The 17,831-nt window shown below is 64.2% G+C and carries 16 protein-coding genes and 2 tRNA genes; 4 read left to right on the top strand and 14 right to left on the bottom strand.

Features of this window, described 5'->3' with window-relative positions:
- Positions 1–114 precede the first annotated feature (114 nt).
- From nuoI to AC1DGP_RS16765, 11 genes are all read right to left on the bottom strand, one after another.
- On the bottom strand, positions 115–603 hold the full coding sequence (gene nuoI, locus AC1DGP_RS16815) for an NADH-quinone oxidoreductase subunit NuoI (RefSeq protein ID WP_043236790.1): 489 nt from the start codon (positions 601–603) through the stop codon (positions 115–117).
- Between the two features lie 22 nt (positions 604–625).
- A complete protein-coding gene (locus AC1DGP_RS16810; protein ID WP_441505506.1) occupies positions 626–868 on the bottom strand; it encodes a hypothetical protein in 243 nt (80 codons plus the stop codon).
- A complete protein-coding gene (gene nuoH / locus AC1DGP_RS16805) occupies positions 868–1,887 on the bottom strand; it encodes an NADH-quinone oxidoreductase subunit NuoH (RefSeq protein WP_113518450.1) in 1,020 nt (339 codons plus the stop codon). Before nuoH ends, AC1DGP_RS16810 begins: the two co-directional genes overlap by 1 nt.
- Positions 1,888–1,893: 6 nt before the next feature.
- Positions 1,894–3,957, bottom strand: coding sequence for an NADH-quinone oxidoreductase subunit NuoG (nuoG, locus tag AC1DGP_RS16800; protein ID WP_441505505.1), 2,064 nt, complete (start codon positions 3,955–3,957; stop codon positions 1,894–1,896).
- A 4-nt stretch (positions 3,958–3,961) separates the two neighbouring features.
- The gene (gene nuoF / locus AC1DGP_RS16795; RefSeq protein ID WP_113518448.1) at positions 3,962–5,266 is read right to left on the bottom strand and encodes an NADH-quinone oxidoreductase subunit NuoF; all 1,305 of its coding nucleotides are present in this window, start codon (positions 5,264–5,266) and stop codon (positions 3,962–3,964) included.
- A gap of 8 nt (positions 5,267–5,274) precedes the next feature.
- Positions 5,275–6,219 carry an NADH-quinone oxidoreductase subunit NuoE gene (gene nuoE, locus AC1DGP_RS16790; RefSeq protein WP_441505504.1) on the bottom strand — a complete coding sequence of 315 codons (945 nt, stop codon included), beginning with the start codon at positions 6,217–6,219 and terminating at the stop codon, positions 5,275–5,277.
- A complete protein-coding gene (locus tag AC1DGP_RS16785; RefSeq protein ID WP_069880658.1) occupies positions 6,219–7,409 on the bottom strand; it encodes an NADH-quinone oxidoreductase subunit D in 1,191 nt (396 codons plus the stop codon). Before AC1DGP_RS16785 ends, nuoE begins: the two co-directional genes overlap by 1 nt.
- Positions 7,410–7,411: 2 nt before the next feature.
- Complete coding sequence (locus tag AC1DGP_RS16780; protein WP_441491875.1) at positions 7,412–7,846, bottom strand: GFA family protein; 435 nt, start codon at positions 7,844–7,846, stop codon at positions 7,412–7,414.
- A 5-nt stretch (positions 7,847–7,851) separates the two neighbouring features.
- Entirely contained in the window at positions 7,852–8,457 is a 606-nt protein-coding gene (locus AC1DGP_RS16775) for an NADH-quinone oxidoreductase subunit C (RefSeq protein WP_441505503.1), read from the bottom strand.
- A gap of 68 nt (positions 8,458–8,525) precedes the next feature.
- Positions 8,526–9,110 carry a NuoB/complex I 20 kDa subunit family protein gene (locus AC1DGP_RS16770; protein WP_476832324.1) on the bottom strand — a complete coding sequence of 195 codons (585 nt, stop codon included), beginning with the start codon at positions 9,108–9,110 and terminating at the stop codon, positions 8,526–8,528.
- 65 nt (positions 9,111–9,175) lie between these two features.
- Positions 9,176–9,556, bottom strand: coding sequence for an NADH-quinone oxidoreductase subunit A (locus AC1DGP_RS16765; RefSeq protein WP_069882720.1), 381 nt, complete (start codon positions 9,554–9,556; stop codon positions 9,176–9,178).
- A 243-nt stretch (positions 9,557–9,799) separates the two neighbouring features.
- On the opposite strand from AC1DGP_RS16765, the gene AC1DGP_RS16760 reads away from it, so the two are divergent.
- From AC1DGP_RS16760 to AC1DGP_RS16745, 4 genes are all read left to right on the top strand, one after another.
- Complete coding sequence (locus tag AC1DGP_RS16760) at positions 9,800–10,123, top strand: HdeA/HdeB family chaperone (RefSeq protein WP_441505502.1); 324 nt, start codon at positions 9,800–9,802, stop codon at positions 10,121–10,123.
- Between the two features lie 64 nt (positions 10,124–10,187).
- On the top strand, positions 10,188–10,817 hold the full coding sequence (locus AC1DGP_RS16755; RefSeq protein ID WP_441505501.1) for a YcbK family protein: 630 nt from the start codon (positions 10,188–10,190) through the stop codon (positions 10,815–10,817).
- A gap of 81 nt (positions 10,818–10,898) precedes the next feature.
- Positions 10,899–10,974 (top strand) — tRNA-Val (locus AC1DGP_RS16750).
- Positions 10,975–12,251: 1,277 nt separating this feature from the next.
- Positions 12,252–12,328: transfer RNA gene (locus AC1DGP_RS16745), tRNA-Asp, on the top strand.
- 245 nt (positions 12,329–12,573) lie between these two features.
- On the opposite strand, the gene AC1DGP_RS16740 is transcribed toward AC1DGP_RS16745, so the two are convergent.
- From AC1DGP_RS16740 to clpX, 3 genes are all read right to left on the bottom strand, one after another.
- Positions 12,574–13,662 carry a MerR family transcriptional regulator gene (locus AC1DGP_RS16740; protein WP_441505500.1) on the bottom strand — a complete coding sequence of 363 codons (1,089 nt, stop codon included), beginning with the start codon at positions 13,660–13,662 and terminating at the stop codon, positions 12,574–12,576.
- Positions 13,663–13,838: 176 nt separating this feature from the next.
- Positions 13,839–16,268, bottom strand: a complete 2,430-nt coding sequence (gene lon / locus AC1DGP_RS16735; RefSeq protein ID WP_069880649.1) for an endopeptidase La — start codon at positions 16,266–16,268, stop codon at positions 13,839–13,841.
- Positions 16,269–16,559: 291 nt separating this feature from the next.
- Positions 16,560–17,828, bottom strand: coding sequence for an ATP-dependent Clp protease ATP-binding subunit ClpX (gene clpX / locus AC1DGP_RS16730; protein WP_476832323.1), 1,269 nt, complete (start codon positions 17,826–17,828; stop codon positions 16,560–16,562).
- Positions 17,829–17,831: the final 3 nt, after the last annotated feature.

Here is a 17,831-nt window from a genome sequence, read left to right as displayed (position 1 = left end):
TTTTGAGCGTCTATAGAGAGGCCCGCCGGACGCGACAACCGCGCGACGCTCCCCATCCCTCGTCATCCCTGCCCGCTGCCCCGGATGCCCGGAGCCGCGGAGGTCTTCACCGCCTCAGCGATACGGCGCATCCATCGCGATGTTGCGCGCGATCTCGCGCTCCCAGCGATCACCGTTCGCCAGCAGTTTTGCCTTGTCGTAGAACAGTTCTTCGCGGGTTTCGGTCGCGAATTCGAAGTTCGGCCCCTCGACGATGGCGTCCACCGGGCAGGCTTCCTGACAGAAGCCGCAATAGATGCACTTCGTCATGTCGATGTCGTAGCGCGTGGTGCGACGCGTGCCGTCATTGCGTCGCGGACCGGCCTCGATCGTGATGGCCTGGGCCGGGCAGATCGCCTCGCAGAGCTTGCAGGCAATGCAGCGCTCCTCGCCATTGGGATAACGGCGCAACGCATGCTCGCCGCGGAAGCGCGGCGAAAGCACGCCCTTCTCGAAGGGATAGTTGAGCGTCGCCTTCGGCTTGAAGAAATAGCGCATCGACAGGAAGAACGCCGAAACGAACTCCTTGAGAAGCAGCCCTTTGGCGGCTTGCGCGAGTGACATCGCTCTCATCCTCTTCACAAACTCAACCGAACAGCAGACGGCCGAGCAGGTAACCCAGAATGGGGAAGAACCCCATGGTGCCGATCAGAAAGACGATCCTGAACAGCCTGATGCGCCGTTCGTAATCGTCCTTCTCCTCGCGTGTCGTCGAGGTGTCCGTCCGGCGCAGCGCGCGCTCGACGAGATCTCCGACGACCTTGTAGTCCACCCACCCCAGGACCAGACCGACGGCAGCGCCGATCAGCCCCGCAGCGGATAATTCCATCAGCGCACCGGCCCCCAGCCAGTGATCTGCAGCACTGCCGCCACGACCACCACCGAGACCAGGGAGATCGGCAGGAACACCTTCCAACCGAGGCGCATCAGCTGGTCATAGCGGTAGCGCGGCACGAAGGCCTTCACCATGGCGAACATGAAGAACACCAGGCAGATTTTGAGCGCGAACCAGAACACGCCGGGCAGCCAGGTGAAGGGCGCGATCGGGAACGGCGGCAGCCACCCCCCGAGGAACAGGATCGTGGTCAGCGAGCACATGGTCATGATCGCCACGTATTCGCCGAGCATGAACAGCAGATACGGCGTCGAGGAGTACTCGACCATGAAGCCGGCGACGAGCTCGGACTCCGCTTCCGGCAGATCGAAGGGCGGCCGGTTCGTCTCGGCCAGGGCCGAGATGAAGAAGACCACGAACATCGGGAACAGCGGCAGGAAGAACCAGCGCAGCATGCCCCAGCTCGTGTTCTGCGCCTCCACGATGGCTGACAGGTTCAGCGAGCCGACGCAGAGCAGGACGGTGATGATGACGAAGCCGATCGAGACTTCGTAGGAGACCATCTGGGCCGCTGAGCGCAGGGCGCCGAGGAACGGGTATTTCGAGTTCGAGGCCCAGCCGCCCATGATCACGCCATAGACGCCGAGCGACGAGATCGCGAAGATGTAGAGGATGCCGACATTGATGTCGGCGATCGCCCAGCCATCCGCGACCGGGATGACCGCCCAGGCCGCGAGCGAGAGCACGCAGGAGACCAGCGGGGCGAGCAGGAAGACGCCCTTGTTGGAGCTCGACGGGACGATCGGCTCCTTGAAGACGAATTTCAGCAGGTCGGCGAAACTCTGGAACAGGCCGAACGGCCCGACCACGTTCGGGCCGCGCCGAAGCTGCACCGCCGCCCAGATCTTGCGGTCCGCCAGCAGGATGAAGGCGATGAAGACGAGCAGGCAAACCAGCAGCAGCAGGCTCTTGCCGAGAATGATCGCGAGATCGAGGACGATATCCCAGTTCATCTGGCCTTACTCCGCCGCCTGCCGCATCCGGCCGGAGGCCAGCGCCGAGCATTCCGCCATCACGGCCGAGGCACGCGCGATAGGGTTGGTCTGGTAGAAATCAGCGACCGGCGAGGCGAAGCCAGCCTTGTCGGTCTTGCCGCCAAGTCCCGCAAGGGCGCCAAGCGAAGAGGCGTCAGCCGCCGGAAGCGTATCGAGCCCGGCGAAATGGGGATGGGCAGCGTAGAGTGCCTGGCGCAGCGCCGCGAGCGAGTCGAAGGGCAAGGTCTTGCCGAGCACACCGGAGAGCGCCCGCAGGATCGCCCAATCCTCGCGGGCATCGCCCGGCGGGAAAGTGGCACGATCGGTCATCTGCACCCTGCCCTCGGTGTTGGCATAGGTGCCGGACTTCTCGGTATAGGTGGCGCCCGGGAGGATGACATCAGCGCGATGCGCGCCACGGTCGCCATGGGTACCCTGATAGATCACGAAAGCCCCGGCCGGGACTTCGACCTCGTCGGCGCCGAGCAGGAACAGCACATCGAGTGCGCCGGGCGAAACCATGCCGGCGACATCGAGTGCACCCTCGCCCGGCACGAAGCCGAGATCGAGCGCACCGACGCGGGCGGCTGCGGTGTGCAGCACGCCGAAGCCGTTCCAGCCGTCCTTGACCGCGCCCAGCACCTGTGCCGCCTTGGCGGCGAGCGAGAGGATCGCGTCGCCGTCCGCGCGGGCGAGAGCGCCCTGCCCGACCAGAACCATCGGCTTGTCGCCGGCAGCCGGAGCGCGCTTGACGAGATCGGCGAGGGTCTCGGGACCAGCGCCGAGATAGTCATGGGCGTAGGTCAGATCGGCCTGTTCGCCGATCAGCGAGACCTTGAAGTCACCGCGCAGCCAGCGCTTGCGGATGCGGGCGTTGAGGATCGGCGCTTCCCTGCGCGGATTGGCGCCGATGATCAGCAGCGAGGTTGCATCCTCGATCCCGGCGATGCCGGCATTGAGGAGGTAGCTGGCGCGACCATGCTTGGGATGCAGCTTCGTCCCATCCTGGCGGCTGTCGATATTGCCGACGCCAAGCGCGACCATCAGGCTCTTCAGCGCGAAAACCTCCTCGACCGCGGCAAGGTCGCCGACGATCGCGCCAACGCGCTCAGGCCCGGTCGCGTTCAGCCGGTCCGCGATCAGCGCAAAGGCCTCGTTCCAGCTTGCAGGCTTCAGCGCGCCGTTCTGCCGGATATAGGGCCGGTCGAGACGCTGCGTGCGCAGGCCGTCGACGACATGGCGGGTCTTGTCGGAAATCCACTCCTCGTTCACCGCCTCGTTGACGCGCGGCAGGATGCGCATCACCTCGCGGCCGCGGGAATCGACCCGGATGGCCGAGCCGACCGCATCCATCACGTCGACGGATTCGGTCTTGGTCAGCTCCCAGGGTCGGGCCTTGTTCTGGTAGGGCCGCGAGGTCAGCGCGCCGACCGGGCAAAGATCGACGATGTTGCCCTGGAGTTCCGAACCCATCGCCTGTTCGAGATAGGTCGTGATCTCCATGTCCTCGCCGCGGCCAATGGCGCCGAGATCGGTGCCGCCGGCGACTTCGGTGGTAAAGCGGACACAGCGCGTGCAGTGGATGCAGCGCGTCATCGTCGTCTTCACCAACGGGCCGATATACTTGTCCTCAACCGCACGCTTGTTCTCGGCATAGCGGGAATTGTCCACGCCATAGGCCATCGCCTGGTCCTGCAGGTCGCATTCGCCGCCCTGGTCGCAGATCGGGCAGTCGAGCGGGTGGTTGATGAGCAGGAACTCCATCACCCCTTCGCGCGCCTTCTTGACCATCGGCGACTTGGTCGAGACGACCGGCGGCTCGCCATTCGGGCCGGGGCGCAGGTCGCGCACGCCGATGGCGCAGGAGGCCTGGGGCTTCGGCGGCCCGCCCTTCACCTCGACGAGGCACATGCGGCAATTGCCGGCGATCGAGAGGCGCTCATGGAAGCAGAAGCGCGGCACCTCGGCGCCGGCAGCCTCGCAGGCCTGGAGCACGGTGTAATCGGCCGGGACGTCGACCTCGATGCCGTCGATGACGAGTTTGGTCATGGTCTTACTCCGCCGCCATCAGCCGCGCCGGCTCGGAATGCGGATTGGCGGCATAATCGTCGATGCGCTTTTCGATCTCGTGACGGAAATGCGCGATCAGCCCCTGGATCGGCCAGGCCGCGGCATCGCCGAGCGCGCAGATCGTGTGGCCTTCGACCTGCTTGGTGACGTCCAGCAGCATGTCGATCTCGCGTTTCTGCGCCCTGCCCTCGGCCATGCGGTTGAGCACGCGCCACATCCAGCCCGTGCCCTCGCGGCACGGCGTGCACTGGCCGCAGCTCTCATGCTTGTAGAAATAGCTGATGCGGGCAATGGCGCGGACGATATCGGTCGACTTGTCCATGACGATCACCGCGGCGGTGCCAAGGCCCGAGCGCAGCTTCGAGAGCGAATCGAAATCCATCGGCGTGTCGATGATCTGCTCGGCGGGCACCATGCGCACGGAAGAGCCGCCGGGGATGACAGCGAGCAGATTGTCCCAGCCGCCGCGGATGCCGCCGCAATGGCGGTCGATCAGCTCGCGGAACGGGATGCCCATCACCTCTTCGACGTTGCAGGGCTTGTTCACATGGCCCGAGACGCAGAACAGCTTGGTGCCGACATTGTTTGGATTGCCGAGCGAGGAGAACCAGCTCGCGCCGCGGCGCAGGATGGTCGGCGCCACCGCAATCGACTCGACGTTGTTGACGGTGGTCGGGCAGCCATAGAGGCCGACATTGGCCGGGAATGGCGGCTTCAGCCGCGGCATGCCCTTCTTGCCTTCGAGACTCTCCAGCAGCGCCGTCTCTTCGCCGCAGATATAGGCGCCGGCGCCGTGATGCACATAGAGATCAAATGGATAGCCGTGCTTGTTGTTCTTGCCGATGAGGTTTGCCGCATAGGCCTCGTCGACGGCGCGCTGCAACGCCTCGCGCTCACGGACATACTCACCGCGAATATAGATGTAGGCCGCATGCGCGCCCATCGCGAAGGAAGCGATCAGGCAGCCTTCGACCAGCGTATGCGGGTCGTTGCGCATGATCTCGCGGTCCTTGCAGGTGCCGGGCTCCGATTCGTCGGCATTGACGACGAGGTAATGCGGACGCCCGTCGTTCTGCTTCGGCATGAACGACCACTTGAGTCCGGTCGGGAAGCCGGCGCCGCCGCGCCCGCGCAGGCCCGAGCGCTTCATCTCGTCGATGATCCAGTCGCGCCCCTGCTCGAGCAGGAACTTGGTGCCGTCCCAGGCGCCACGCGCCATGGCGCCCTTCAGCGACAGGTCGTGCCGGCCGTAGAGGTTCGTAAAGATGCGGTCGCGATCTGCGAGCATGTCTCGCCTCACTCTTTCGGCTTGTCGCTGGGCTTGGCAGCGCGCGTACGGCGCGCCGGCGCATCGGCCGGCTTCGCAGATTCAGCAACGGCGTCCTTGTCGACCTTGCCGCCGGCTGCCGGTGTGTCCTGCGCGGAGCCCGCAGGCTGGGCCGGGGAAGAAGGCTTCGGACGGGCGGGAGCCGCCGTCTCGGTAGCAAGCTTGGTCGCAACCGCTGCCGGCGTCGCCTCAGCCGCCTTGGCCGCTGCCTCCGCCGCAGCCGTGGCAGCTGCAGCCTCGGCCGCTGCCTTGCGCTGTTCGGTGACGCGAGCCTGCCAGTTGCCGGCCCCGATCACGGAGCCGTCATAAAGGCCCGGATCCTTCAGCGTTTCGCCACCGCCGACCGGTTCCGAGCAGGAGCGGTCGATCTGCGGGCCGGGCTTCGTCGGCCGATCATGTCGCAGATCGTCGAGGAGCGCGCGGAAATTCTCGGGCGTCAGGTCTTCGTAATAGTCGAAATTGACCTGCGCCATCGGGGCGTTGCAGCAGGCGCCGAGGCATTCGACCTCGAGCCAGGACAGCTTGCCATCGGCAGATACGGTCGATTGCGGGCCGATGACGTCCTCGCAGACCTTCTTCAGCGCCTCGGCTCCGCGCAGCGCGCAAGGGGTCGTGCCGCAGAGCTGGATGAAATGGGCTCCGACCGGCTGCAGATTGAACATGGTGTAGAAGGTCGCGATCTCCAGCACGCGCATCGGTGCCATCGCGAGCTTCTTCGCCACGGCCTCGATCGCGGCGCGCGGAACCCAGCCGTGATGCTGTTCCTGGGCCTTCCACAACAGCGGAATCACGGCGGAAGCCTGCCGGCCTTCCGGATATTTGGCGATCTGCTGATCAGCCCAGTTCTCGTTCGCCGCAGTGAAGGCGAAGGACGCGGGTTGAACGTGATCGGGCGCGAGACGACGGACGGACATTAGCGGTCCACCTCACCAAAAACGATGTCGAGAGAGCCGAGGATTGCGGAGACGTCCGCCAGCATGTGCTTGCGGCACATGAAATCCATGGCCTGGAGATGGGCGAAGCCCGGAGCCTTGATCTTGCAGCGATAGGGCTTGTTGGTTCCGTCGGAGACGAGATAGACGCCGAACTCGCCCTTTGGCGCTTCGACGGCGGCATAGACCTCGCCTTCGGGGACCTTGTAGCCCTCGGTGTAGAGCTTGAAATGATGGATGAGCGCTTCCATCGAGCGCTTCATCTCGCCGCGCTTCGGCGGCACCATCTTGCCGTCCAGCGAGGAGACCGGGCCGCCACCATCGGCAGCCAGCAGCTTCTCGCAGCACTGCTTCATGATGCGCACGGATTGGCGCATCTCTTCCATGCGGATGCAGTAGCGGTCGTAGCAGTCGCCGTTCTTGCCGATGGGGATGTCGAATTCCATCTCCTCATAGCATTCGTAAGGCTGGCTCTTGCGCAGGTCCCAGGCGGCGCCGGAGCCGCGCACCATCACGCCCGAGAAGCCCCATTTCCAGCAGGTGTCGAGATCGACGACGCCGATATCGACATTGCGCTGCTTGAAGATGCGATTGTCGGTGAGCAGTCCTTCGAGGTCGTCGCAGACCTTGAGGAAGGGGTCGCACCATTCGGCGATATCGTGGATCAGCGAGGGCGGCAGGTCCTGGTGAACGCCGCCCGGCCGGACATAGGCCGCATGCATGCGCGCGCCACAGGCCCGCTCATAGAAGATCATCAGCTTCTCGCGTTCCTCGAAGCCCCAGAGCGGCGGCGTCAGCGCACCGACGTCCATCGCCTGCGTGGTGACGTTGAGGATATGCGAGAGGATGCGGCCGATCTCGGAATAGAGCACGCGGATGAGCTGGCCGCGCCGCGGCACGGTCACCCCCATCAGCTTCTCGACCGCGAGCGAATAGGCATGCTCCTGGTTCATCGGCGCGACATAGTCGAGCCGGTCGAAATAGGGCAGCGCCTGCAGATAGGTCTTGGCTTCGATCAGCTTCTCGGTGCCGCGATGCAGCAAGCCGATATGCGGATCGACGCGCTCGACGATCTCACCGTCGAGCTCCAACACGAGGCGCAGCACGCCGTGTGCCGCCGGGTGCTGCGGCCCGAAATTGATCGAGAAATTGCGGATGTTGTGCTCGGTCATTCTCAGCCCGCCTGTTTCGCGGCGAATTCGGCGACGACCTGCGCGCCGGTCTTGCGCGGCCGCTCTCCTGCAAAGGCATAGAGCGCTGGCTTCTCGTCGATGAAGATTTCTTCGGTGAAGGCAAAGGGCGAAAGGTCGTCGAAGCTCTGCAAGGAGACGGCGACATGCCCCTCTCCGCCGCGCAGCCGCCAGAACAGGCTGGAGCCGCAGGTCCTGCAGAACACGCGCTCGCCCCAGTCGGACGACGGATACACGCTGAGCGACGCGTCATCGTCTACCGTGACCCCGGTGCATGGCACGGCCATGAAGGTGCCGCCGCTCCATTTCCGGCACATGCCGCAATGGCAGACATCCATTTCCAGCTTCTCCGGCACGGCCGCAAAGCGGACCGCACCGCAGAGACAGCCTCCGGACAGGGATTTGTCGGCAGCAGCCATCGCGTTCAGGCTCCCTTCGCCTTCTCGTCACCTGGCAGCACGTAATCCGTGCCTTCCCAGGGACTCAAAAAGTCGAAATTCCTGAATTCCTGGCTGAGCTTCACGGGTTCGTAGACGACCCGCTTCTGCTCGTCGTCATAGCGAACCTCGACGAAGCCGGTCAGCGGGAAGTCCTTGCGCAGCGGATAGCCCTCGAACCCGTAATCGGTGAGGATTCGACGCAGATCCGGGTGCCCCGAGAACAGGATTCCATAGAAGTCATAGGCCTCGCGCTCGTACCAGTTCGCGGCCGGGAAGACATCGATGATCGACGGAACCGGGATCGCCTCGTCGGTCTGCACCTTGACGCGGATACGCCGGTTATGGCGCGGCGACAGCAGATGATAGACGACGTCGAAGCGCTTCTCGCGTGCGGGATAATCGGCGCCGGCGATATCGGTGAAGTTCACGAAGCGAAAGCGCGGATCGTCGCGAAGCGTCGCCATGACCTGGACGATCGACGCAGCCTCGGCCTCGACCGTCAGCTCATCGAAGGCGACGACAGCGTTCACGACCGCGCCGGGCAGCGCAGCCTTGATCTCTTCACCGAGTGTCACGAGCTCTTCGCTCATCTCAACCTCAACCTTTTCGCCGCTCGCATCGTCACGACCGGAGCAATCCCCGCCAGGGTGCGGGGGCGTTAGCGTTCGATCGTGCCGGTACGCCGAATCTTCTTCTGCAGTAGCAGCACGCCATAGAGCAGCGCTTCCGCAGTCGGGGGGCAGCCGGGCACATAGATGTCGATCGGCACGATGCKGTCGCAGCCGCGCACCACCGAGTAGCTATAGTGGTAATAGCCGCCGCCATTGGCGCAGGAGCCCATCGAGATGACGTAGCGCGGCTCGGGCATCTGGTCATAGACCTTGCGCAGCGCCGGAGCCATCTTGTTGGTCAGCGTTCCGGCAACGATCATCACGTCGGACTGGCGCGGGGACGCGCGTGGCGCGAAGCCGAAGCGCTCGACGTCATAGCGCGGCATCGACAGCTGCATCATCTCGACGGCGCAACAGGCGAGGCCGAAGGTCATCCACATCAGCGATCCGGTACGCGACCAGTTGATCAGGTCGTCGGTCGCCGTGACGAGGAAACCCTTGTCCGCGAGTTCGTTGTTGATCTCGACGAAGAAGGGATCGCGCGCACCCACCGGCTTCCCGTCCGGGCCGAGCAGCCCCCGGGGCGCGGGCGCGACGAGCGGATCGCCGCGGTCGATCGCTGTGATTGCCATGAAACTACCCTTGTGAACCCGTTACCGTCAGATCAACACCGAGGCGGCGCCTCGCGAGCCGGCGGTTAGTCCCACTCCAACGCGCCCTTGCGCCATTCGTAGACGAATCCGACGGTCAGGACGCCCAAAAAGATCATCATTGACCAAAAACCATACCAGCCGAGATCGCCGAACGCGACCGCCCAGGGAAACAGGAAGGCGACCTCGAGATCGAAGATGATGAACAGGATCGAGACCAGATAGAAGCGGACATCGAACTTCATGCGCGCGTCATCGAACGCGTTGAAACCGCACTCATAGGCGGAGAGCTTTTCAGCGTCCGGTTTTGAATACGCGACGGCGAACGGTGCGATCAGCAGCGCAAGACCGATGACCATGGAAACGCCGATGAAGATGGCCAGCGGCAGGTAGTCGCTCAGCAAGGACGGTACAGGTAATGCTTGCATGGACAACCTCGCTTCGCGGGCCCAGACCCGCGGCACACGCATCGGCAGTCGATTAGCCCCTACTCTAGAATCACGCAAGGGTTCGCCGCGTCGCACAACCGCGCCACGGCAATGAACCAGACGCATTGCACGCAATTTTTACCGCAAAACCGATAGCTCGCACCAAGTAGCAGGCGCACGCCGCGACAAGATGGTTACGAATCGGCTTTATTGCGGGAATCAGCCGCCCCAGGAGCGAGACGCATGGTCCGACCACTCCACCGTATCGCGGCGCTCGCGACTCTGGCCGGGAGCTTGCTCGCCCCCGCCGGCGCAACACATGCCGAGAGTATCGATCTCGCCCGCGCGACCTGCGCCGAGTTCAGCGCCATGATCAGCAACGACCAGAGTCAGCTCGTGCTGTGGCTCGCCGGCTATTATGCCGGCGGTGCGCAGCGTCCGTTGCTCGACGTCGAGAAGGTCACCGCGGCGCCTGCCGAACTTCTCTCGCTCTGCGCAAAGACGCCGCAGCTTCCGCTCCTCGGCGCCGAGACACGCGCCGTCTTCCTGCCAGCGCCCACCCCCTGAGATGCCTTTGCCTAAGCCCTTGCCTACAGGAAATATCGGATCGCCTCTGCCGCTCAGGTTCCCGTTGCCGCTGCTCGCGATCGTCTTCGCCTTGTCGGCATCTCACGCCGGCGCAGAGGACGGCCAGATGATGCTGGCGCCGCTCCCGCCCGGACGGCCCTTCGATCTGGACCTGCCGGCAAAGGCGGCGATGCCTGCCATCGTGGTCCCTCCCCCGGCCGCCCCGGTTCTTACTCCCGTGCCAGTCGCCGAGCAGGCCGATTCTCCGCCGGCCCCGAATTCGCCTGCCGTCACGGAGCCCGATGAAGATGAAGGCCCGGAATGGCCGAAGCTGACACCCGGCCAGAAGGCCGGAGCGGAGCCGGCCTTCGATCCGGACGAAAAACCGGACCGGCCGGGCATCTCGACTGACCCCGGCACCTCGACCGCCTGCCTGCCGCAATTGCTCAAATCGATTCTCGGCAAGATTGCCGACAAGTACGGAGCCGTGAAGGTGACCTCGACCTGGCGGCCGCCCTGGCGCGCCCGGCGCGGCTCCTATCATAAGCGCTGTGAGGCCATGGATTTCCGCGTACCCGGCGTGCGGCCGCGCGTCGTGCTCGACTATGCCCGCTCGCTGCCGGAGGTCGGCGGCCACAAGGTCTATTGGAACGGACTTATCCACATCGACACCGGACCACGCCGGCCCTGGTGAGACTGGTGAGGCCTTATCCTGGCTTCCCCCGCTCTCAAGGCTTGAAGGCGCGGCGATGAAGCCTTAAACCGCAACTCGGAGGGGCGGTTAGCTCAGTTGGTAGAGCATCTCGTTTACACCGAGAGGGTCGGCGGTTCGAGCCCGTCACCGCCCACCAGCGCCCAGCACCATGAATTCAGGCCAGTTCCCGCCCTGCTTCCGGCAGAGCGCGCGGCCGGTGTGCTCATCTAGCCCCATTCCGTCCGCGATTGCCGCCCCCAGGAATTCGTTCAGGCTGTCGCGGCAACGGGTGTCGATCCTGCCCATAGCCCTGTTCTGCACGCTCGATCGGCTGGGTGGTTGATTGCACCGTACATGCGACGGCCCTTTGACCCTTTTGCAAGGCACCGGCCGTGAAGTGTCGTCATCCTGTGCGCGCGGACAACGCCGCAGAGGTCGCCGAGCCGTTCACAGGGACGCCGTTCTCGTGACGTGCACGATGATCCAGGGAGCCACCCACAGCAGCAGCAAGACGAGGATCAACAGCCACGCTCGCTGCCATCCGCACAATCCGACCAGTCCAGGGCCGGGGAGATGAGAGCTGCTGGCGCCTCCCCTGGACCGTGCCCCGTCGTTTCGCTCAGCTGTTCGAGCAGTTTTCCGATCGTGTCGCCCCGCACCGATCATCGCCGGGAGATCTGACGGATCGCGCCATCGAGACAGCCCAGTATGTGAGCGTCGCGAGCCTCTGAACGGAGCAGCGCCGGGTGGTCGCCAGCCTGCTCCACAGGCTCACCCGGCGGCCAGCTGGTTACCATCCCGATCGGGTCGATCATCTGCGCTGCCCGCGGATCTGCGACGCCATGCGCCTCAAGCCGGAGGCAGAGTTCCGCTCGCAATTGTCGAATGCGCGTCGCGTCCGTCATCGTTTCGCCCCCGCCCGGGACTGTTGGTTAACCACAGGTAAGCATGAGCAGATTTCGGCCGGCAAGCGGATTCATGTGCGAACAAAAAGCCGGCAATGGAGCCGGCTCGCCGCTCCGCGATGCCATGAAGCCGCCCTCTCCAATGGGGGTGGCCGTTGCGAGCGTGTTCGAAAGTTGTCGGCCGAACCGGCCTGTTGATAACTCGGCTGAGGTGCTTCGGCTGAGGAGCCCGCCGAATCCATCTTTGGACCGGTCCCCGGCCCTTTTTAGGGGTTCTGGGCCTCTGCCCGGTTCGAGCTTTCACGGCGCGCGACGGATCATGCGAGCAGCCGAAAGTGCCGATGAAATCGAGTTTGAGGCGACTTGTGTCTCGTTTTGCACTGCAAAAGTCAGCGGCTTGCGCCTGCCGGCGCACCCGACGGTTTGGAATTTGGGGAAGATGAATTTTGCCGGCACCTCGCGCTTGACACCGCCGGCCCGGCACCCTAATCCCAACCTCGCTGAGGCCAAGACGCCTTAGCCGCCCAGCGCGGGCGTAGCTCAGTTGGTTAGAGTGCCGGCCTGTCACGCCGGAGGTCGCGGGTTCGAGCCCCGTCGCCCGCGCCATTTATCTCAAGCAGATAGATGAAAATTCGCATCCACCGTTACAAGCGGTTTTTGGATGATGTTGGGCCCCGGGATGACTGCTCCTCCCGCCTTTGCCTCTCATTGTTTTCGGTGTGGTCCAAGCACGGTTTCGAGCGCTCCGTCACGACCTGCTTGATGCGTCGAAGTGACCGCCGCAGGCGCTGCAGATTCGCCGTCAGCACGCGCCGTCGATTCTCGCTTCGAATCGGAAGACGCTCTCGCGCCTATGGCACTGGTCGCAGCCACAGGGTGTGAATCACGCCGTCGTCAGTCCAGCCGATTCCGCATTCCAGCACGCCGGGCGCGGCGAAGCGCGCCTCATAGACATCGACCCCACTCTGTCCGACGCCGTTGAAGCGCAGCGCCTCCAGAGCCCCCTTGGCCAGCAACGCAGCGCTCACCAGGGAGAACTGCTCCTCGACGGCCACAGCCAGCTCCGGGCTCATCTTCTCGACATAGCGATGTCCAGCCTGATGCTCCTCGATGACGCGGCGCAGTGTCGTCTCGCTGTCGGGATGCGGGAGGTTGGACTGGACCCTGCGGCCCAGCGCCTCTGCGATCCTCCGGGCCTCGTCCGCGCTAATGCGCTCGGCCATCGATTCGTGACCATCCTGATGGAGGACCAGGGCCTCGGCGCGCCCGCCAGGACCGGGAACAAAGCTGACCTGCGCTGCTGGAAACTTCAGAAAGAACTTCGTGGCGCTCTCGGCAAAGAGTTCCACGGGCATCTGCCCCGACGATTCCAGAAGAAGCGCATCGCCTCTACGGCTGATCGACAGGATCAGCCCGGAGGTGAGCCGGTAGTCCCCGACATAGCCGTCGAGCAGGGCCGGATCGATCGTGATAGCGGAGCGCGGCCGCGCTTGCTCATAGCGCCGCCAGGCGACTTCGTCGGTCTGCGTTTCACTCATCGTGGCCTCCTTCGCCAGCTTGATCAGTTCGTCGGTCGACAATGAGCCGCCGGTCGACAGCTTCGCCCGCGCCGCCCCGACCAGGGACAGCCCACGCTCGGTACGGCTGTGCTGCTCCCGCAGGGCGGCTTGCTGCAGCGTCAGGATGCGATCGAGATCGACCGCCTTGCCCTGCAGCAGCGCGGTGATGCGTGCCAGGCTGAGCCCGAGCTGCTTCAGCGCAAGGACTTCATGCAGGCGGGCGATCTCGTCGGCGCCGTAGAGCCGCCACCCCTTCTCGCTGCGGCGCGGCTTGATCAGGCCGCGCTTCTCGTAGAGGCGTAGCGCACGCGCCGTCAGGCCAATGCGCTCGGCGCATTCCTGGGCGGCCAGCAGGTTGTTTCTGTCGGATCGGTTGCTCATCTCTGCTCCTCGCCCCCGGCGTAAGCTATGACCCAGGGACCGGCTCAAGCGCCTTCTTCGGCGAACGGTGGTCGAGCGGAGCCCAGCGCAATCACGATAGCCATCCGGAAACGAGAAAGGCCGGCAGCGATGCTGCCGGCCTTCTGGTCACTCGTGTGTCGTGCGGGATGACCGCGTCAGTGGGCGACGAGTCCGCCCGAAGCGTCATCCTCGGCCGCCTTGGGGCGAACCGCCGAGAGGTCCTCCTCCCAGACGATCGGCACCGGCTGGCGAATCAGCGCGTGCTGGAGCACCTGCTCCATGCGTGCGACCGGCACGATCTCCAGGCCGCTCTTCACCGACTTCGGCAGGTCGATCAGATCCTTGGCGTTGTCCTCGGGGATCAGCACCTTCTTGATGCCGCCTCTCAGCGCAGCCAGGAGCTTCTCCTTGAGGCCGCCGATCGGCAGCACCCTGCCCCGCAGCGTGACTTCGCCGGTCATGGCAAGATCACGACGGGTCGGAATGCCGGTCAGCACCGAGACGATCGCAGTCGCCATGGCGATACCGGCCGACGGACCGTCCTTCGGGGTCGCCCCCTCGGGAACGTGGACGTGGATGTCGCGCCGCTCGAAGAGTGGCGGCTCGATACCGAAATCGATGGCGCGCGAGCGGACATAGGATGCCGCTGCCGAGATCGATTCCTTCATCACGTCCCGCAGATTGCCTGTGACGGTCATCTTGCCCCGACCGGGCATCATGACGCCTTCGATCGTCAGCAGTTCGCCGCCGACCTCCGTCCAGGCAAGACCCGTGACGACACCAACCTGATCCTCGGTCTCGGCTTCGCCATAGCGGTAACGCGGCGGGCCGAGATAGTCCTCGAGCACGGTCGGGGTGATCGCGACCTTCTTCTTCTTGGTCAGGATGATGTCCTTCACCGCCTTGCGCACGGTGTTGGAAAGCTCGCGCTCGAGGTTGCGGACGCCGGCCTCGCGCGTATAGCGCCGGATCAGCGTCATCAGGGCCTCGTCATCGATCGACCATTCCTTGGATTCAAGGCCGTGCTTCTTGATCGTCTCCGGGATCAGGTGACGACGAGAGATCTCGACCTTTTCTTCCTCGGTGTAGCCAGCGATGCGGATCACCTCCATGCGGTCCAGAAGGGCCGGCGGAATGTTCAGCGTGTTGGCCGTGGTCACAAACATGACGTTCGAGAGGTCGTAGTCGACCTCCAGATAGTGGTCGTTGAAGGCGGCGTTCTGCTCGGGATCAAGCACCTCGAGCAGGGCCGCCGAGGGATCGCCACGGAAGTCCTGACCCATCTTGTCGATCTCATCGAGCAGGATGAGCGGATTGGCGGTCTTCGCCTTCTTCATCGACTGGATGATCTTGCCGGGCATCGAACCGATATAGGTGCGCCGGTGGCCACGGATCTCGGCCTCGTCACGCACGCCGCCGAGCGACATGCGCACGAACTCGCGGCCGGTCGCCTTGGCGATCGACTTGCCGAGCGAGGTCTTGCCGACACCCGGAGGGCCGACGAGGCACAGGATCGGGCCGGCGAGCCGGTTGGCGCGCTGCTGCACGGCGAGATATTCGACGATGCGGTCCTTGACCTTGTCGAGACCGTAGTGATCGTCGTCGAGCACCTGCTGGGCGACGGCGAGGTCCTTCTTGATCTTCGACTTCTTGCCCCACGGAATGCCGAGCATCCAGTCGAGATAGTTGCGGACCACCGTCGCCTCGGCCGACATCGGCGACATCTGGCGAAGCTTCTTCATCTCCGCCATCGCCTTGTCGCGGGCTTCCTTGGAGAGCTTGGTGTTGACGATGCGCTCTTCCAGTTCGGCCAGCTCGTCGCGGCCTTCCTCGCCGTCGCCAAGCTCCTTCTGGATCGCCTTCATCTGCTCGTTGAGATAGTACTCGCGCTGGGTCTTCTCCATCTGGCGCTTGACGCGCGAGCGGATGCGCTTCTCGACCTGCAGAACCGACATCTCGCTTTCCATCAGCGAGAGCACCTTCTCCAGCCGGTGCGCAACATTGACGATCTCGAGCACGGCCTGACGGTCGGCGATCTTGACGGCCAGGTGCGAGGCAACCGTGTCGGCAAGCTTGGAGGGCTCGTCGATCTGCGAGACGGCGGCGACGATCTCGGGCGAGATCTTCTTGTTGAGCTTCACATAGCTCTCGAACTCGCTGACGACAGAGCGGCCGAGCGCCTCGACCTCGACCTTCTTGCCTTCTTCCTCGGAGAGCCCGATCGCATCAGCCTGATAGAAGGCTTCCTCGGCGACATAGGACGTCGCCTTGGCGCGGCCGACGCCCTCGACCAACACCTTGACGGTGGAGTCGGGCAGCTTCAGCAACTGAAGCACGCGGGCAAGCGTGCCGATCTCATAAATGTCCTTGGTCGCCGGATCGTCATCGCCGGCGTTCTTCTGCGTCGCAAGCAGGATCAGGCCGTCGGTCTTGACCACTTCCTCAAGGGCGCGAATGGACTTCTCGCGCCCGACGAAGAGCGGGACGATCATATGCGGGAAAACGACGATGTCGCGCAGGGGGAGAACCGGATAGGTGCCGGTCTCGCCGGGAACGAAAGGAGCGCGGGGCGCCGAGCCAGTCATGACTTATCCTTTGCAGTTGCGCCCGGCGAACCCCCTGATGGGCGGAACGATCGGACGTAAGCGGCAAGACGACCATTCGCCTGACCGCCCCCGCGGGCCCCGCCCTTAGAAGGCGCGCGACTCTCGCAGGTGCACCTAAAGTGGAGGCTTCTGTGCCGGCTTTCAAGCAAGCCGAAGACGTCTTCCAACGTTGCTTTGTCGCAAGGAGCGTTCCGGCAAGGCAACCGCCTCTCGAACGCAAAACGCGCGCCAACAGGCGCGCGTTCCCGAAATGGCCAAATTCAGCGGAGCTCAGGCCGAGGCCGACTTCGTTTCTTCCTCGCGTTCCGCATAGATGAAGAGCGGACGCGACTTGTTCTCGACAGCCTCCGGCCCGATCACGACCTGCTCGACGCCTTCCAGCCCTGGCAGTTCGTACATGGTCTCGAGCAGGATGCTCTCCATGATCGAACGCAGGCCGCGTGCACCGGTCTTGCGCTCGATCGCCTTGCGCGCGATCAGGCTGACGGCCTCATCGGTGAAGGTGAGCTCGGTATCCTCCATCTCGAAGAGGCGCTGATACTGCTTCACCAGCGCGTTCTTCGGTTCGGTCAGGATCGTCTTCAGCGCCGCCTMGTCGAGATCCTCGAGCGTCGCCAGAACCGGCAGACGGCCGACGAATTCCGGGATCAGGCCAAATTTCAGCAGATCCTCGGGCTCGACCTCACGGAAGATCGCGCCGGTACGGCGGTCGTCCGGAGCCTTCACAATCGCGCCGAAGCCGATCGAGGTGCCCTTGCCACGGCTGGAGATGATCTTGTCCAGCCCGGCGAAGGCACCGCCGCAGATGAACAGGATGTTGGTGGTGTCGACCTGCAGGAATTCCTGCTGGGGATGCTTGCGCCCGCCCTGCGGCGGCACGGAGGCGACCGTGCCTTCCATGATCTTGAGCAGCGCCTGCTGGACGCCCTCGCCCGAGACGTCGCGGGTGATCGAGGGATTGTCTGACTTGCGGCTGATCTTGTCGATCTCGTCGATATAGACGATGCCGCGCTGTGCCCGCTCGACATTGTAGTCGGAGGCCTGGAGCAGCTTCAGGATGATGTTCTCGACATCCTCGCCGACATAGCCCGCCTCGGTCAGCGTCGTCGCATCCGCCATCGTGAAGGGCACATCAAGGATGCGGGCGAGAGTCTGCGCGAGCAGCGTCTTGCCCGAACCGGTCGGCCCGATCAGCAGGATGTTCGACTTCGCCAGCTCGACGTCGTTGTGCTTCGTCGCGTGCGAAAGCCGCTTGTAGTGGTTGTGAACCGCGACCGAGAGCACCTTCTTGGCGTGGTCCTGGCCGATGACATAGTCATCCAGCACCTTGCGGATCTCGCGCGGGGTCGGGACGCCGTCCTTCGACTTCACCAGCGCGGATTTGGATTCCTCGCGGATGATGTCCATGCAGAGCTCGACGCACTCGTCGCAGATGAACACGGTCGGTCCCGCAATCAGCTTGCGAACCTCGTGCTGGCTCTTGCCGCAGAAGGAGCAGTAGAGCGTGCTCTTCGAATCGCCGCTGCTGACCTTACTCATCGT

This window comes from Allobosea sp. 05T433, from assembly GCF_056396065.1.
Note: the sequence above shows the minus strand (reverse complement) of the source record. Positions and strands in the feature narration are given on the sequence as shown.

Coding starts and splice junctions, on each gene's coding strand:
- AC1DGP_RS16740 (WP_441505500.1), bottom strand. CDS start 13,662: ATGAGCAACCGATCCGACAGAAACAACCTGCTGGCCGCCCAGGAATGC.
- lon (WP_069880649.1), bottom strand. CDS start 16,268: ATGACTGGCTCGGCGCCCCGCGCTCCTTTCGTTCCCGGCGAGACCGGC.
- AC1DGP_RS16760 (WP_441505502.1), top strand. CDS start 9,800: ATGGTCCGACCACTCCACCGTATCGCGGCGCTCGCGACTCTGGCCGGG.
- AC1DGP_RS16785 (WP_069880658.1), bottom strand. CDS start 7,409: ATGACCGAGCACAACATCCGCAATTTCTCGATCAATTTCGGGCCGCAG.
- nuoG (WP_441505505.1), bottom strand. CDS start 3,957: ATGACCAAACTCGTCATCGACGGCATCGAGGTCGACGTCCCGGCCGAT.
- nuoH (WP_113518450.1), bottom strand. CDS start 1,887: ATGAACTGGGATATCGTCCTCGATCTCGCGATCATTCTCGGCAAGAGC.
- AC1DGP_RS16780 (WP_441491875.1), bottom strand. CDS start 7,846: ATGGCTGCTGCCGACAAATCCCTGTCCGGAGGCTGTCTCTGCGGTGCG.
- nuoE (WP_441505504.1), bottom strand. CDS start 6,219: ATGTCCGTCCGTCGTCTCGCGCCCGATCACGTTCAACCCGCGTCCTTC.
- AC1DGP_RS16810 (WP_441505506.1), bottom strand. CDS start 868: ATGGAATTATCCGCTGCGGGGCTGATCGGCGCTGCCGTCGGTCTGGTC.
- nuoF (WP_113518448.1), bottom strand. CDS start 5,266: ATGCTCGCAGATCGCGACCGCATCTTTACGAACCTCTACGGCCGGCAC.
- AC1DGP_RS16765 (WP_069882720.1), bottom strand. CDS start 9,556: ATGCAAGCATTACCTGTACCGTCCTTGCTGAGCGACTACCTGCCGCTG.
- nuoI (WP_043236790.1), bottom strand. CDS start 603: ATGTCACTCGCGCAAGCCGCCAAAGGGCTGCTTCTCAAGGAGTTCGTT.
- AC1DGP_RS16775 (WP_441505503.1), bottom strand. CDS start 8,457: ATGAGCGAAGAGCTCGTGACACTCGGTGAAGAGATCAAGGCTGCGCTG.